Genomic DNA, 16,020 nt, shown 5'->3' with positions numbered 1-16,020 from the left:
GATTTTACACATAGTCTATGTGAATGTATGGAAATGAAATGCCTTTACTACGCTTTTAAACTATGTTTCTATGTGTTAAAAATAAAAAAAACACTTATATGAAAACCTCACTTTTTATTATAGCATTTTTACTTTTCACAACAATCGGTTTTTCTCAAGAAACTGAAGTAAAATACGATGAAGCCTTAGCCAAATCTCTTCATGCCGACGAATACGGAATGAAGAAATATGTTTTTTGTCTTTTAAAATCTGGAAGCAATACAACGGCTTCTAAAGAAGAAACCAAAAAGCTTTTTGAAGGCCACATGGCAAATATTAATAAATTGGCTAAAGAAGGAAAACTAGTTGTTGCCGGACCTTTTATGAAAAACGATAGGAATTATCGCGGCATTTATGTTTTTAATGTCGAAACTGTAGAAGAAGCGAAAGCGCTTGTTGCCACTGATCCTGCCATAAAAGCCAATTTGCTCGAAGCAGAATTAACGCCTTGGTATTGCACCGCAGCTTTGCAGGAAACTGTAAAAATTCATGACAAAATTGCCAAGACGAAAATGTAAAATATGAAATCAGAAAAAGAAAAAATGATCTCTGGCGAATACTATAATGCCTTTGATCCAGAATTAGTTAAAGGACGCCGTGCAGCAAAGAACCTTTTGCATACTTTAAATGTAAAAGAATATCGAGTTACCAAAAAAGCAAAAGAAATCCTGAAAGAACTGATTCCCAATACTGGAGCTGGATTTTATATTGAACCGCCGTTTCACTGTGATTATGGTTATAATATTTTTGCAGGCGACAACGTTTATTTTAATGTGAATTGTGTCGTTTTAGATTGCGCTCCTGTAACTATTGGCTCTAATGTTTTTATTGCGCCAAATGTTCAAATTTATACAGCACACCATCCGCTTAACGCTGAATTGAGAAGAACTTTAGAAAATGCTTATCCCGTTACGATTGGAGACGACACTTGGATCGGCGGAAATTCGGTTATTTGTCCTGGAGTTACGATCGGTAAAGGCTGTGTTATCGGAGCTGGATCTGTTGTGACGAAAGATATTCCAGACAATTCGCTTGCTGTTGGAAATCCAGCAAAAGTTATTCGAAAATTAAATCAAGAATCTGAATCCAAAAAATAATGCTTACCCTCAATAAAGTCCACCATATTGCCATTTTATGTTCCGATTATGAAAAATCAAAATATTTCTATACCCAGATTTTAGGCTTAACCATAATTAGAGAAATTTATCGAGAAGAACGCCAATCCTATAAATTAGATTTGGCATTAAACGGCTCTTATGTAGTCGAATTATTCTCATTTCCTAATCCGCCACAAAGGCCTTCAAGACCTGAAGCTGTTGGACTTCGCCACTTAGCTTTTGAAGTGATTAATTTAGAAGAAACAATAGATTTTCTAAATTCAAAAAACATAGAATCAGAACCAATTAGAATTGATGAAACAACCGAAAAACGTTTCACTTTTATCTCCGATCCAGATTTACTGCCGATTGAGTTTTATGAGCGTTAAGTTTTTTTTAGCCACTAAGGCGCTAAGGCACTGAGTTTTTTTTTGTCCATCTCTAAAAATAATTATTAAAATAAATTGCGTCCAGCTTTAGCTGGATGAATAAATTCTAATCTCTTAGAAGGGCTTTAGCCAAATATCATTTATTTGGCTAAAGCCTTTTTTACTTATCTTATGTTAACCTCTAGCTAAAGCTAGAGGCAATTCAAATAAAAAACTTCGAGCCTTAGCGACTTCGTGGCAATACCATCAAGAGAAAGAATTTTCTTGTTTATATTGATTTTAACACACTAAAATCAATATTTTCTAGAAAAAACCGAATTTGCTTCTTAATTTTGTAACCCGCATAAAAAAAGTGCGGACAGCAAACTTACTTCTGATGAACAAAACGGCGCAAATCAAAAAAAATCATCAATTCATTAAATTCCGAAAATTAGTTATTGTTTCTATCTTAATTGGCTTTCTTTCAGCCTTTCTCGGAATTTCACTTAAAAAAATAACAGAATATTACGAAGAAATCTTCTTTCATGAAGTCTCTGTTCATCCGATATTTTACATCGTATTTCCAGTTTTCGGATTATCGGTGATTTATTTCCTCAGACAATATCTTTTTAAGAAAAAAGAAAACAAAGGCATCAAAGAAGTTTTTGAAAGTACAGCATCAAAATCTAAAAATCTTCCTTCTTATAAAATTCCGTCTCACTTCATCAACGGATTATTAACGGTAATTTTTGGAGGCTCAACCGGAATCGAAGTTTCTACCGTAGTAGCCACAGCAACAATTGGTTCTGTTGCGCACGAAAAAGAAAATGTTTTCCGCCAGTATAAAACCGAGTTAATATGTGCAGGAGTTGCAGCGGGTGTTACAGCGCTTTTCAGCAGTCCGATTGCAGGAGTTTTATTTGCTTTCGAAGTAATTTCAAGAAAAGTAACCCGCGCTTTTATCATTTCAAATTTAATTGCGGTGTCTATAGCTTTCGGTTTATTGACCATTTTAAAAGAAGAACCTTTGTTTGCCGTTTCAATTGCAACTTGGAATCTAAAAGCAATTCCCTACTTCATTCTTTTAGGAATTTTAGCTGGAATGAATTCTGTTTATCTAACGCGTTGTGTTTTATTCTTTAAATCACAATTTGGTAAAATCGATACGCATTATTACAAAATCATTTTAGGATCTGCAGTTTTAAGTCTTTCCTTATTCTTTTTCCCACAGTTATACGGAGAAGGTTACCACGCTATTAAAGGAATTTTCGGAAACGCACATCAAGCACAGCTTACGATAACTTTAGCGCTTACTTTTATTTGTATTTTAATTCTAAAACCAATTGTAACTTCGATCACGCTGGCTTCTGGTGGCGATGGAGGTGTTTTTGCTCCAAGTTTATTCATCGGTGCGTTTTTAGGATTATTGCTGGCTTCTATCTTAAATAGCTTTTTTCATGTAAATGTAATTCCGGTTAACTTTATGATTATCGGAATGGCAGCGGTTTTAAGCGCTAGTATTCATGCGCCTTTTACTGCCATTTTCTTGGTTTGCGGTTTAACGAATGATTATACATTATTTTTCCCAATTCTGGTAGTTTGTTTAATCTCAAAATATACGGCAAAAACCATTTATCCGTATACCGTATACAGTTATTCTCCAAGTTTAATTAAATAATTTTAACACCTAAATTTTAGAAAAATAGCGTTTAGCTACGTTTAATAGCAGGGATCGAAATGTATTAAAAAGCACAACGCTCAAGTAAAATACCACACATTATGCCAACTGAAAAAATAAAAAGAAGCTATCGAAAAACACGCTACATTTTATATAAAGAAACATTAATTGATTATAAAGAACACTTTTGGTCATTTTTAGGTTCTTTCGTCGGAATCGGAATTTTGGCTTATGTGCAATCCATACATTTTTCGGGTTCAGATGCAGTTTATTTAATTGGTTCTTTTGGAGCGTCGAGTGTTTTGGTTTATGGAATTATTCAGAGTCCGTTTTCTCAACCACGAAATTTAGTTGGCGGACATGTAATTTCTGCTTTTGTTGGGGTTACAGTTCATAAACTGGTTCCAGACATTATGTGGCTTGCTGCGCCTCTTGCGGTTTCAATTGCCATTATTTTAATGCAGATTACCAAAACGCTTCATCCGCCTGGAGGAGCAACAGCTTTAATCGCGGTTATAGGGACAGAAAAAGTAAAAGCTTTAGGATATATGTATGTTCTTTCACCAGTTTTTACAGGAGTTCTGATTTTACTTTTAACAGCTTTAATTTTTAATAATATGACTTCGAGCAGAAGTTATCCGAGTCATAGCACGTATCACAAGCACTATCATAAATTAAGAAAGAGATTGGCGAGAAAATAGTTTTTGTTTCTTTCCTGCAAGTTTTCCAAAACCTTGTAGGTATAACTTTAACAACAAAAACAGACCTACAAGGTTTTGGAAACCTTGCAGGACCGGAATAATTAAAAAACAGAAAACCAGAAGATTAAAATCTTTTCAACAAATCACGATTCGAGATTCGTATTTCGTTTTTTATATTTTACCTTTGACCTCTCAATAAAAACAAAGATTATGGTTTATAAATTTAGAGTTATTCTAGACGCCGAAGAAGATATTTTCAGAGACATTGCAATTCTTGAGGAGGATACACTTGAGGATTTACACAATGCAATCTTCAACTCTTTTGGCTTTGACGGATCAGAAGTGGCTTCATTTTATACTTGTGATGATACTTGGAATCAAGAAGATGAAATTCCGCTTTTTGATACAGGAGATGTTCCTGGCGAAATAAGAACCATGAACGATTATCCGTTATCTAGTATTTTAGACAAAGAAAACACAAAGATTATCTACGTTTATGACTTCATCAGCATGTGGACTTTCTTAGTTGAATTGGCTGCTGTAGAAGATGAACAAGTTGGAGTTACCTATCCAGAAACTTTATTTTCTCACGGTGAAATGCCAGCAGACGCCATCGAAAAAAACTTTGAGGCAGATGACATGCACGACGATATCTACGGAGAATTTGAAGACGATCTTGACGAAGATGATCTTGACATGTTCGAAGGCGACGACAGCTTCGAAGATTATGGATTTGAGGAGAATTGGAATTAGTTTTATAGATTCAAAGTGACAGAGTGACAAAGTAGCAAAGTTTTTTGCTTTTAGGAATTAACACTTTGTAAGTTTTTTCTTATTTTTGTATTTAATTTTCTAAATATAAAATATGAAAACTTTTCGAGACCTTTTTATCTGGCAAAAATCTATGAATCTGGTAACTGAAATTTACCAACTAACAAATTCATTTCCAAAAGAAGAAATTTATGGGTTATCTTCGCAAATTAGAAGATCCTCAATATCAATACCTAGTAATATTGCTGAAGGATACGGCAGAGATGGAAAAATTGAATTATTAAGATTCTTAAATATTTCTATGTCATCATTATTCGAAATGCAGACACAACTTGAAATTTCATTCAATTTAAAATATATAAACGAGTATCAATTCAGTAAAACAAACGGAGAAAGTAGAGAATTGGAACGAATGCTGAGCGCTTTTATAAAAAAATTAAAAGACCGCAAATAAACCTTTGTCTCTTTGTCACTTTGTTTCTATGAAACTAGAAAAAAAATGATCAACCTATTCAACACCCACATCGATACCCTTGCGATACATCGCGTAGGAAACAAAAGCCGTAATGAAGCTATTTTTTTATCGGAGCAGCCATTTAATTTGAATGATGAAATTGTTCCTTTGATAAAAGAATTCTTTTTTAAGCCTTTTAGAGAAAAAGAAGAAAACTACTATCAGTTTGCACACGAAGTGGACTTGGACTACAACGACATGTTTAAATACGCAACTGAGATTTTTTCTAATCCGGCTAATATTCATGAGGTTTCTAAAAATATCACGAAGCATTTATACGAGCAGTCGAATCACCCGCACATTAAAAACGGAGAGGTTTATGTGACTTATTTGACTAATCTTAGTATTGATAACAATGTTGTTGATGCAATCGGAATTTTTAAAAGCGAACTTCAAGCAGACTTTTTACAGTTTGAAGAAAACGGAAGCAACCTTGAAATGATTTTACAGCAGGGAATTAACCTAAGTAAATTGGATAAAGGATGTCTGATTTTCAATTACAAAAAAGAAGAAGGATACAAAATCCTGACTGTAGACAGCAACCGTTATGATGCGCGTTACTGGCTAGAGCACTTTTTATCTGTTGATGCTTTTGAAGATGAAAATTTCATCACTAAAAAATATTTAAAATTCTGTCAAAACTTCGCAAAAGACGTTGTTTTGCCAGCAGAAGATAAGAAAGAGGAAGTAATGTTTATGAACCGATCTGTGAATTATTTCGCTAAAAATGATCAGTTTGAAGAGCAGAATTTCTTGAATGAAGTACTAGACAATCCTGATTTGATTCCTGAATTTAAAAACTATAAAGTTGATAAAGGAGAAAAATACAGCATCGAAGATGTAACCTCATTCCCTATTGCCAACGCAGCAGTTTCTGACGCTAGAAAATCGATTAAAAACGTAATTAATCTGGATACTCACATTCAGATTAAAATGGATTTTATTAATCCTGAAAGTGCAGAAAAATTTGTTGAAAAAGGCTGGGATGAAGAAAAACAAATGTATTACTACTTAGTTTACTTCAACAAAGAAGAAAAAAGCTAAGAAGTTTTCATTTTCTATTACTTACTTACAACACAAAAAACGGCAATTACAATTTGTAACTGCCGTTTTTTATTTCTTTATAATTTTTAAAATTTAAACGCAAAGATCGCTAAGTTTTTAAAACTCGGTTTGTTTTATCTTTATATAAAAAGTTCGCAAAGCAGTATGGACAAAGCTTTGCGAACTCTTTGCGTTGGTTTGAAAATCTTAAATAAAATCCTTTGCGATCTTTACGTTTAAAATAATTAGCATTTAGTATTGCTTTAAACTTTATAGATTAAAACAAACTAAACATCGCTTTTAGAATATCATCATAAACTTGTTTGTTTTTTTCGCCAGCTCTAGCTAAAACCCGAATTCCAGAATAATTATTGTATAAAAATCTGGACAGTGTGAGCGCATCAAGTTTGGTCGAAATTTGTCCTGCCTTCTGCCCTTTTTCTACCGCATTTAGAAAAATATCTTCCATTGTTTGGCGATTCTCGCTTACCACTTTAGCAATATTTTCGTCATGCATGGCTAATTCGACTGAAGAGTTTACCATAAAACAGCCTTTTGTAATTCGGTCTTCAAGGCTTTCTTTTACAGCTTGTTTAAAAATTTGAGTAAAAGCCTCCTTTATATCTTCCGATTCTTCCAAAAGTTCTTTTATAGCATCTTGACCTTGAATCTGGTATTTTTTCAAAGCTTTAAAAAAAAGTTGCCGCTTATCCCCAAAAGTATCGTACAAACTCGAACGACTCAATCCCAAATGTGTGACCAAATCCTGCGCCGAAGTGCCGTTGTAACCTTTGTGCCAAAAAATTTCTACCGCTTTGTCTAAAGCCTGATCTTCATTAAATTCTTTTGTTCTAGCCATGACTTCAAAATTTGAATTACACTGTAAAGATACAAAAAATACGGAACAATCGTTCCTAAATTAAAGCAAAAATTAAACTACAGAATTTACTGTAAGCCCACCGTCTACCACTATTTCAGTTCCTGTAATGAAAGAAGCATCATCTGAAGCTAAGAAACTTACAGTTTTAGCAACTTCTGATGATTGTCCAAAACGTTTCAATAAAATCTTTTCGCTTAATACAGCTCCAAAACCTTCAACTTCATGTTTTTCTAAACCTAACTTACCATAAAGCGGCGTTTCAACTGGCCCAGGAGAAACAGCATTTACTCTAATTTTTCTTGGAGCCAATTCGGTTGCAAATACTTTATTAAAAGATAATACTGCCGCTTTACTTGCTGCATAAACACTAGAATTTGGCATTCCGACGTGTGCATTGATAGAAGTATTAAAAATGATAGAACCACCGTCGTTTAAAATTGGAAGCAGTTTTTGAACTGAAAAATAAACCCCTTTTACGTTCACATTCATGATAGTATCATAATGATCTTCAGAAGCTAAATCTAAAGGCGCAAATGACGCTGTACCAGCATTTAAGAATACAATATCAATTTTTCCGTATTGTGCTTTTACTTCTTCAACCAAATTATCGATCGATTTTAAATCAGATTGGTCGGCTACAATTCCTTTTACTCCCAATTCTGATTCCGCTTTTTCTATAGCTGCTTTGTTTCTTCCAGTTACAATGACCTTTGCACCTTTAGCTGCTAAATCTGCCGCTGCTGCGTATCCAATTCCGCTATTACCGCCAGTTACTATAGCTACTTTGTTTTCTAAATTTTTCATTTTATTTGTTTTTAAGTTATTGATTATTCAATTATTATGATACAAAAATATAATAACGGAACGATCGTTCCGTTATTTAATATGTTAATTTTTAGTTAAAATAAAATACTGCTTTTCTAAAGCCTTTAATTATAAGGAAAACTATTATGCAGCCATAGACGAAAGAAATCGAAAAATGTCGAGCATTCTTAATTTATCCTTAATTTTGCATTAAAAAATTACTCCCATGGATATTCAATTTTTTAAAGAAAGTCCTTTTACCACCATAATTTCATTTCACAAGCTAATTGAATCTTTTGAAGAAATTGCTTTGTCTGATGTTGATTACAGATCCAACTATGCCAAAGCGATTTTAGAACAAATTGAATTGATTCCAGAATTACGAACCGGAATCACAGATTATTCAGTTATCAAAAAAAATGAATCTTTAATCAAAAACATTCTTGCTGACTTATTTCCTACCGCATTAACGCACAACGAAATAAAAGCGGTAACGATTCCATTTCAAAACATCTCTTTCAATTATTCAGAACGCTTTAAAAAGATTCTTAAAAATGCTGGGGACGAGTTTTATATGGAAATTCGTGATTTTAGCGACCATCAATTCTATATTAATAATTGTTGCCTAATTTTAAGTTACTATTACAATCAGCGTATTGATTTTAATCAACCTTTTTTCTATGACATTCCAGATGAAAATGGTGTAGAAAAGCATTACAGAATTTTATATAATGCTGATTTTATGGAAATTATTCCAACTGAAAACTCTGTTCCATTAACTCAAGAAGATATTGATCAATTAATAGATAATTATAACGATATTAATTTGTGGAAATCTAAATTCCCAAAAGGAAGCTGGATTTTAAGAGGTTTCGGAATTGTTTCTTTGTTTGATGCTACAACAGAAAGTGCTATTTCTATACTAAAAAGTAATTTGCTGAAACCTGGACCAAAAACAGTTGCGACAGATCAGGAAATTTCTAATATTTTTCAGTCGATTTTTAATCTTCCGAACCTAAAAGTAGGTTTTATCATTTATAATCCTGAGGAAGAGAAATTTATAAGACCTTCTAAATACGAAAATCAGATGAAAAGCTTTTTACTTTCTGCCGATCAGGAAGTAGATTGTAAAAATGCTTTTTTCGGATGTTCTTTCGAAAATTTACTCGACAATAAAGAACCTTTTGTTATTTCGAACGTCAGCAAATTTACGGAGCAATCAACCAATAAAAGACTTGGCGAACATTTATTAACGCAAGGAATTCAGAGCTGTATTTTTGCTCCGGTTATTAAAAACGGACATTTATTGGGCGTTGTCGAATTGGTTTCTAAAAATCCGCGAGATCTAAACAGCGTAAATGCTACAAAATTAGATTTAGTTCTGCCGTATTTGACTGATACTATCGATCGCTACAATACCGACATGCAACATCAGATTGAGGCTATTATTCAGCGAGAATATACTACGATTCATCCAAGTGTGTATTGGAAATTTAAGAGAGAATCGCAGAATTATTTTCAGAATATGAGTCATACTAAAGATTATATTTTTAAAGAAATCGTTTTTAAAAATGTATATCCGTTGTATGGTCAGATTGATATAAAAGGTTCGTCTGAACATCGAAATGAAACCGTAAAAATCGATTTAAAAAATCAGCTTACGGCTCTTTTGGAAATTTTTGACAACCAAAAACCAAATTCTAATCTTGTTCTTTTGGAACAAAGAAAATTTGAATTGGAGTCGCTTAGAAGTGAATTGGATTTTCCTTTAAAAGCAGATACCGAACAGCATGTTCAGCGCTATATTGAAGAAGAAATTCATCCAATTTTAAAAAACACCCAAGGCAATGCAAAAAGCGAAAAGCTGACTACATCATACTTTGATAATCTTGATGAAAAAACCGGAATGTTTTATCAGGAAAGAAAAAAGTTTGATAACGCAATGTCTATTATCAACAAAAGATTGGCAACAGTCTTAGACAGAAAACAAGTTGAAGCACAGCAGATTTATCCGCATTATTACGAGCGTTTTAAAACAGATGGTGTAGAACACAATTTATACATTGGAGCTTCAATTTCTCCAACCAAACCATTCGACATTATGTATTTGCACAACCTTCGTTTATGGCAATTACAGACTTTGTGCGAAATGGAGTTGGAACATCATGATTTGAAGACTTCATTGCCTTATGAATTGGACGTTACTTCTTTGATTTTGGTTTTCAGCTCTCCTCTTTCCATCCGCTTTAGAATGGATGAAAAACGTTTTGATGTAGACGGAACCTACAATGCGAGATATGAAGTCGTTAAAAAACGAATTGACAAATCACACATTAAAGGAAGTACAGAAAGAATTACAGAAAAAGAAAAAATCACAATTGTATATTCTCAAAACAGCGAAGAAGCAGAATATTTAAAATATATTAAATACCTGCAACACAAAAAAATCCTAGAACCTTCAATTGAACAATTTGAAGTTGAAGATCTTCAGGGCGTTTCTGGTCTGAGAGCCATTCGTGTAAAAGTAATCAACAACGCAACAGTTTCAGAAATAAAAAAAATAACATATCAAGATTTGTTGGATGAAATAAATTAAGCTGGAAGTTGATTAGAATCAACAAAAAACAGACCTCGAAGAGGTCAAATATTTATAGCAAAAAATTACGATAATGTATGTATGACCCCAGCGGGGTCAAATACCAAATAAAAAAGCTTTGTCAAAGTTTAAAACTTTGACAAAGCTTTCTGCATTTTTAGCTATGTGTCAGAAACCAGTTTCCTTCAATAATCTTTTTTAAATAAAAAAAAATCTATGTTTCTATGTGTTTAATCAAAAAATAAACTAAAGGGTAAGGCCTTTAAAAGCAATAACAAAAGCAATAACGGTTATAATTATTCCGACCATAAAAAAGTTATAGGCAATTCTTAGCAGATTATATTTTCGCTGTAAAACCAATCCTAGATAATATAAATCCTTAATCATAGTAGAGTACAGATAATCTCGGTCTTTCATCATTTCATTCATTGCCCAGTCATAGTCTTCAAGAGGCATTTTATAGAAATTTCCAAAAAACATCAAATTGACTTTCTTATCTTCAACGTCCTTTCTGGTAAAAAAACCAGAAGTTACTTTTGGACGCGTAGAAAGAATGGCAAAAATAATGGTAATTACACTAGACATCAGCATAATAAAAGTTGGAACCACTAAATGAGCATTTTTCGGACTATCCAATTTTGGAATAATAGACGATAATGCAATTGAAATAATAATGGCATTTACAGACAATAAAATATTGGCTTTACTATCGGCAATACCGCTCAAACGCGTATGATTCCCGAGCGTGACACGAAATAAAGTATCGATTCCGCGATCTGGTTTTTCAGCCTTTTCTGCTTTTTCTTTCTTTTTATTTTCTTCTTCTAGTGCCGCCGCCGCTTTCAATTCCTGCTTATTTATTTTTTTCTGAATTAATAATAGATTTTTTTCTTTCAGAGGTTGCCATTTTCTTAAGGCATAATCGGTGTAAAAACGGTGTTTATTCAACAAGAAATTTAAATTTTCCCTCGTCCATTCGGCATTAGAAAAACTTACTATTCCGGCATTTTTCAATTCCAGACGAAGCAATTCGCAGGTTGTAGCATATTCTTCGCCCATTAAATGCGCATAATCTGCATCGCGAATAATTTTTTCTAAATGTGTTCTAGGCTCATATTCTTTAACGGTAGCCATAATCAGACTCGACACTAAAGCTATAAATTCTTCCGATTTTCCTTTTTCACGTAAAAATTCAGCAGCTATTTTAGTGCTCTCTTTTTCATGATTTTCATATCCTTCAATATACCCCGTATCATGAAACCATGCGGCAACCAAAAGTGCTTCTTTGTCCTCATCTTTTACATCTTCTTTCTTACAAAGTTCTTTTACCGCTGTTACAACAGTAAAAGTATGATTAAAATTATGGTAAGAATATAAATTAGAAAGTTTATCTTTGAGTAAATTACTGACGAAATCTTCGGATTGTTCTATTAGATTCATAGAGAATATTTTTATACCACTAAATTATGAAATTGTTTTTGGATAATCATTTTATTGCAAAGATTAAAAACTTTTCTTTAGCAATTGCATCGCTATTCATTGTTTATTCTTGTTCGACGAGCAAACCGCAATACGGGAAAAATGTTAGCGCCAACGAAACAGAAAACGCAACTGATACCCTAAAAATTGCACATACTTTTTTTCTTGTTGGTGATGCTGGAAATGCCGACGAAGAACAAGCACAGCAAACCTTAGAACTTTTACACCAAAAACTAAAAAAAGCAAGTAAAAAATCAACACTTCTTTTCTTAGGCGATAATATTTATCCAAAAGGTTTTCCTAGTGATAATCATCCAGAAGACAAGGCTTTAGCCGAAACAAAACTCACGAATCAATTAAAACTGACGAAAGGTTTTAAAGGAAGAACAATCGTAATTCCAGGAAATCACGATTGGTACAGCGGTATCAAAGGTTTAGAACGCCAAGCCGATTTTGTAACCAAATATTTAAACGATAAAAAGGGTTTTCTGCCAAGAAAAACCTGCCCGATTGAGGATGTAAAAATTGACAGTGTAACGACATTGATAGCTGTTGATAGTGAATGGTTTCTGGAAGACTGGAACAATCATCCAACTATAAATGACAATTGCGAAATTAAAACCCGAGAAGATTTTTTTGAAGAATTAGAAAGTCTTTTAAACAAAAATCAAGAGAAAACAGTTGTTTTGGCGATTCACCATCCTTTATTAAGCAACGGAACTCACGGCGGGCAATTTTCATTAGAAAAACAATTATTTCCTTTAGAGCAAAAAATTCCGCTTCCTGTAATTGGCTCCTTCATTAATTTAGTGCGAAAAACATCTGGAGTTAGTCCGCAGGATATTCAGAATAAGCAATATACGATTTATGCTAAAAGAATTAAAACACTTTTGCAAAAGCAGAAAAATGTAATTGTAGTTTCTGGTCACGATCACAATCTCCAATTTATCAGCAAAGAAAATATCCAGCAGATTATTAGCGGTGCAGGATCAAAATCTGAAGCAGCAAGAGCCATCAATCCTTATGATTTTTCGTATGGCAAAAATGGTTATGCCACTTTGACTTTATTTAAAACCGGTGATGCAAAAGTTACTTTTTACGGAAATGAAAATAACAAAGAGAAAATGCTTTTTGAGCGCGAAATCATAAAAGCAAAAGAAATCAACTGGGCATCAGATATTCCGAATAAGTTTCCTTCAAAAGTGACGACTTCGATCTATTCTACAAAAATGACCGATAAGAGTGCGTTTCACCGATTTTTATTTGGAAAACATTACAGATACTATTATAGTTTGCCAATTGAAGCAAAAACTGCAACCGTAGATACGCTAAAAGGCGGTTTGAAACCAATTCGCGAAGGCGGTGGACATCAATCGGTTTCTTTAAGAATGTCTGATCCTCAAGGACGTGAATATGTGATGCGCGCTATGAAAAAAAGTGCTACGGTATTTTTACAGTCCGTTGCTTTTAAAGATCAATATATTGTAAATGACTTTGACAAAACGTATGTAGAGGATTTCCTGTTTGATTTTTATACTACTTCTTACCCTTATTCCTCTTTTGTTATTGGAGATATGTCTGATAAAATTCGATTGAGACATACTAATCCGATTTTATATTATGTCCCGAAACAAAATGGTTTGGGCGAATTTAATGCGAGTTTTGGAGATCAATTGTATATGGTCGAAGAAAGACCCGCAGACAATCATCTTGACGGAAAAGATTTTGGCAAACCAAGCAATATTATCGGAACTGATGATATGATGCTGAATCTTCATAAAGATGAAAAATATACAGTTGATGAAAAAGAATACATAAAAGCGCGTTTGTTTGACATGCTTTTAGGAGATTGGGACAGACATAGCGATCAATGGCGCTGGGCTGAATATGAAGAAGATGGAAAAGTGATTTACAGACCGATTCCGAGAGATCGTGATCAGGCATTTGTGAAATATGACGGAGCGTTGCTTTCACTTTTAATGAATATTCCAGCATTGCGTCATATGAGAACTTTTAAAAATAAAATTGATAATGTAAAATGGTTAAGCAGAGAACCTTACCCAATGGATTTGGCTTTTTTAAGAACTTCTCAAGAAAAAGAATGGGTAGAACAGGCGAAGTATATTCAAGAAAATTTAACTGATGCTGATATCGATCAGGCTTTCAAAAACTTACCAAAAGAAGTTCAAGATGGAACAATTGACGAAATCAAAACCAAACTGAAAAATAGAAAAAAGGATCTTCAGAAATATGCTCGTGAATATTCAGACGTTTTGAGCAAAACGGTTATGATGGCTGGAACGGATAAAAAAGACAAGTTTGTTTTGAATCATAAGACGAAAAAAGAAATTGAAGTTCAGGTTTTCAGAGTTAAAAAAGAAGGCGATGAATTGCTTTACACCAAAACCGTAACCGACAATAAAACCAGAAATCTTTGGATTTACGGATTGGACGACAACGACACTTTTGAAGTAAAAGGAGATCAGAAATCGAGCATCAAAATTCGTTTAATTGGTGGTCAGAACAATGATATTTACAACATTGAAAACGGAAGAAAGGTTATCGTTTACGATTTTAAATCAAAAGAAAACACGTATAATTTAGATTCTAAAACTCAGACACAACTAACAGACGATTACGATGTTAATTTATACAATTACGAAAAACCGAAATACAATGTAATTTCTGGACTTCCGAATATTGGTTTTAATCCAGATGATGGTGTAAAAGTGGGAATCAATGTCAATTATACGGTTAATAATTTCAAGCAAAATCCATATACGCAACGTCACATTTTTAATGCATTTTACTATTTCGCTACTGGCGGTTTAGAATTTAACTATGCGGCACACTTCCCTGGTTTATTAGGAAAATGGGTTATTGATGTAGAATCTTTATATACGACTCCGAATTTTGCGATGAACTATTTTGGATACGGAAATGAAGCGCAATACGATGACGAAGTAAGCATGGATTATAACCGTGTGCGCATTAGAAAATTTAATGCTTCGGGTGCTATCAGACACGTTGGAAGATATGGTAGCGAATTTAGTATTCAGCCAATTTTCCAGAGAATGACGGTTGAAGAAACTGAAAATCGATACATTGATATTCCGGGAATTGTAAATCCAGATGTATTTAACAGTCAGAATTTTGGAAGCTTAAAAGTTAAATATGTATTTAAAAATTCTGATTTTGCAGCAAAACCTACATTGGGAATGCATTTTATGATTGCTGGAACTTGGACGACAAATTTGGATGAAACCAAAAAGAATTTCCCAACGTTGGAAAGTATTTTAGGTTTTACGCATAAAATTGATCATAACGGAAAACTTATTTTGGCTACTTATTTAAAAGGAAAAGCCATTTTAAATAACAATTACGAATTTTATCAAGGTGCTTCGTTAGGAGGCGATACGGATTTACGCGGATTTAGAAATGAGCGTTTTTTAGGAAGTTCTTATTTCTCTCAGAGTTCAGATTTACGTTTAAGCATTGGAAAAATCCAGCGCACGATTGTGCCAATGACATACGGAATTTTAGGTGGTTTCGATTACGGAAGGGTTTGGCTTGATGGCGAAAATTCTAAGAAATGGCATCAAGATTACGGCGGCGGACTTTGGCTGAACGCTATAAATGTTATTACAGCAAGAATCTCTTACTTTAAATCTCCTGACGAAATCGGAAGGGTGATTTTTGGAGCGGCTTACAGTTTCTAAGGTTTTGCCGCAAAGACACAAAGTCGCAAAGTTTTTTTTAGCCACGAATTCACGAATAATTTTATTTAGATTCGTGAATTCGTGGCTAACTTTTTTTGCCTCTATGGTTTTGCCACAAAGGCACGAAGACACAAAGTTTTTTTGCCACAAATTGCACAAATTTTCACGAATTATATTTTTTATCATATCGAATAAAAATTAGTGGAAATTAGTGGAAATTCGTGTAATTCGTGGCTAACTTTTTTGCTTCTAATATTTAGCTGCAAAGACACAAAGGCGTAAAGTTTTTAGCTACGAATTCACGAATTATCATAAAAAAAATTAGTGAAT

The 16,020-nt window shown here is 33.5% G+C and carries 13 protein-coding genes; 10 read left to right on the top strand and 3 right to left on the bottom strand.

Features of this window, described 5'->3' with window-relative positions; all coding sequences use genetic code 11:
• The first annotated feature begins 98 nt into the window (after positions 1 to 98).
• From AC3E9W_RS06005 to AC3E9W_RS05970, 8 genes are all read left to right on the top strand, one after another.
• Positions 99 to 557 (top strand): YciI family protein, encoded by a 459-nt coding sequence (locus tag AC3E9W_RS06005; protein ID WP_488767497.1) that lies wholly within the window; start codon positions 99 to 101, stop codon positions 555 to 557.
• 3 nt (positions 558 to 560) lie between these two features.
• Positions 561 to 1,136 (top strand): sugar O-acetyltransferase, encoded by a 576-nt coding sequence (locus tag AC3E9W_RS06000; RefSeq protein WP_488767496.1) that lies wholly within the window; start codon positions 561 to 563, stop codon positions 1,134 to 1,136.
• Complete coding sequence (gloA2, locus tag AC3E9W_RS05995; protein ID WP_488767495.1) at positions 1,136 to 1,525, top strand: SMU1112c/YaeR family gloxylase I-like metalloprotein; 390 nt, start codon at positions 1,136 to 1,138, stop codon at positions 1,523 to 1,525. The genes AC3E9W_RS06000 and gloA2 overlap by 1 nt, the downstream gene beginning before the upstream one ends.
• Positions 1,526 to 1,901: 376 nt before the next feature.
• The gene (locus tag AC3E9W_RS05990; protein WP_488767493.1) at positions 1,902 to 3,182 is read left to right on the top strand and encodes a chloride channel protein; all 1,281 of its coding nucleotides are present in this window, start codon (positions 1,902 to 1,904) and stop codon (positions 3,180 to 3,182) included.
• 101 nt (positions 3,183 to 3,283) lie between these two features.
• Entirely contained in the window at positions 3,284 to 3,883 is a 600-nt protein-coding gene (locus tag AC3E9W_RS05985; protein WP_488767492.1) for an HPP family protein, read from the top strand.
• A gap of 210 nt (positions 3,884 to 4,093) precedes the next feature.
• A complete protein-coding gene (locus AC3E9W_RS05980; protein ID WP_125719847.1) occupies positions 4,094 to 4,636 on the top strand; it encodes an IS1096 element passenger TnpR family protein in 543 nt (180 codons plus the stop codon).
• A 112-nt stretch (positions 4,637 to 4,748) separates the two neighbouring features.
• Complete coding sequence (locus tag AC3E9W_RS05975) at positions 4,749 to 5,108, top strand: four helix bundle protein (RefSeq protein WP_306156060.1); 360 nt, start codon at positions 4,749 to 4,751, stop codon at positions 5,106 to 5,108.
• Positions 5,109 to 5,153: 45 nt separating this feature from the next.
• Entirely contained in the window at positions 5,154 to 6,212 is a 1,059-nt protein-coding gene (locus tag AC3E9W_RS05970) for a nucleoid-associated protein (protein WP_488767490.1), read from the top strand.
• Positions 6,213 to 6,489: 277 nt separating this feature from the next.
• On the opposite strand, the gene AC3E9W_RS05965 is transcribed toward AC3E9W_RS05970, so the two are convergent.
• Positions 6,490 to 7,071, bottom strand: a complete 582-nt coding sequence (locus AC3E9W_RS05965; protein WP_488767488.1) for a TetR/AcrR family transcriptional regulator — start codon at positions 7,069 to 7,071, stop codon at positions 6,490 to 6,492.
• A gap of 72 nt (positions 7,072 to 7,143) precedes the next feature.
• Positions 7,144 to 7,896, bottom strand: a complete 753-nt coding sequence (locus AC3E9W_RS05960) for an SDR family oxidoreductase (RefSeq protein ID WP_488767486.1) — start codon at positions 7,894 to 7,896, stop codon at positions 7,144 to 7,146.
• Positions 7,897 to 8,122: 226 nt separating this feature from the next.
• Here AC3E9W_RS05960 and AC3E9W_RS05955 point away from each other — a divergent pair, with 226 nt between their 5' ends.
• Entirely contained in the window at positions 8,123 to 10,492 is a 2,370-nt protein-coding gene (locus AC3E9W_RS05955; protein ID WP_488767485.1) for a GAF domain-containing protein, read from the top strand.
• A 246-nt stretch (positions 10,493 to 10,738) separates the two neighbouring features.
• On the opposite strand, the gene AC3E9W_RS05950 is transcribed toward AC3E9W_RS05955, so the two are convergent.
• Entirely contained in the window at positions 10,739 to 11,932 is a 1,194-nt protein-coding gene (locus AC3E9W_RS05950; protein WP_306156065.1) for a Pycsar system effector family protein, read from the bottom strand.
• Positions 11,933 to 11,958: 26 nt separating this feature from the next.
• On the opposite strand from AC3E9W_RS05950, the gene AC3E9W_RS05945 reads away from it, so the two are divergent.
• Positions 11,959 to 15,690 (top strand): metallophosphoesterase, encoded by a 3,732-nt coding sequence (locus AC3E9W_RS05945; protein WP_488767483.1) that lies wholly within the window; start codon positions 11,959 to 11,961, stop codon positions 15,688 to 15,690.
• The last annotated feature ends 330 nt before the right edge of the window (positions 15,691 to 16,020 follow it).

The sequence above is a fragment of the Flavobacterium sp. 38 genome, from assembly GCF_057799715.1.
Note: the sequence above shows the minus strand (reverse complement) of the source record. Positions and strands in the feature narration are given on the sequence as shown.

Excerpts from the sequence above, each read along its gene's own strand:
- AC3E9W_RS06005 (WP_488767497.1), top strand. The coding sequence starts at position 99 with ATGAAAACCTCACTTTTTATTATAGCATTTTTACTTTTCACAACAATC.
- AC3E9W_RS06000 (WP_488767496.1), top strand. The coding sequence starts at position 561 with ATGAAATCAGAAAAAGAAAAAATGATCTCTGGCGAATACTATAATGCC.
- gloA2 (WP_488767495.1), top strand. The coding sequence starts at position 1,136 with ATGCTTACCCTCAATAAAGTCCACCATATTGCCATTTTATGTTCCGAT.
- AC3E9W_RS05990 (WP_488767493.1), top strand. The coding sequence starts at position 1,902 with ATGAACAAAACGGCGCAAATCAAAAAAAATCATCAATTCATTAAATTC.
- AC3E9W_RS05985 (WP_488767492.1), top strand. The coding sequence starts at position 3,284 with ATGCCAACTGAAAAAATAAAAAGAAGCTATCGAAAAACACGCTACATT.
- AC3E9W_RS05980 (WP_125719847.1), top strand. The coding sequence starts at position 4,094 with ATGGTTTATAAATTTAGAGTTATTCTAGACGCCGAAGAAGATATTTTC.
- AC3E9W_RS05975 (WP_306156060.1), top strand. The coding sequence starts at position 4,749 with ATGAAAACTTTTCGAGACCTTTTTATCTGGCAAAAATCTATGAATCTG.
- AC3E9W_RS05970 (WP_488767490.1), top strand. The coding sequence starts at position 5,154 with ATGATCAACCTATTCAACACCCACATCGATACCCTTGCGATACATCGC.
- AC3E9W_RS05965 (WP_488767488.1), bottom strand. The coding sequence starts at position 7,071 with ATGGCTAGAACAAAAGAATTTAATGAAGATCAGGCTTTAGACAAAGCG.
- AC3E9W_RS05960 (WP_488767486.1), bottom strand. The coding sequence starts at position 7,896 with ATGAAAAATTTAGAAAACAAAGTAGCTATAGTAACTGGCGGTAATAGC.
- AC3E9W_RS05955 (WP_488767485.1), top strand. The coding sequence starts at position 8,123 with ATGGATATTCAATTTTTTAAAGAAAGTCCTTTTACCACCATAATTTCA.
- AC3E9W_RS05950 (WP_306156065.1), bottom strand. The coding sequence starts at position 11,932 with ATGAATCTAATAGAACAATCCGAAGATTTCGTCAGTAATTTACTCAAA.
- AC3E9W_RS05945 (WP_488767483.1), top strand. The coding sequence starts at position 11,959 with ATGAAATTGTTTTTGGATAATCATTTTATTGCAAAGATTAAAAACTTT.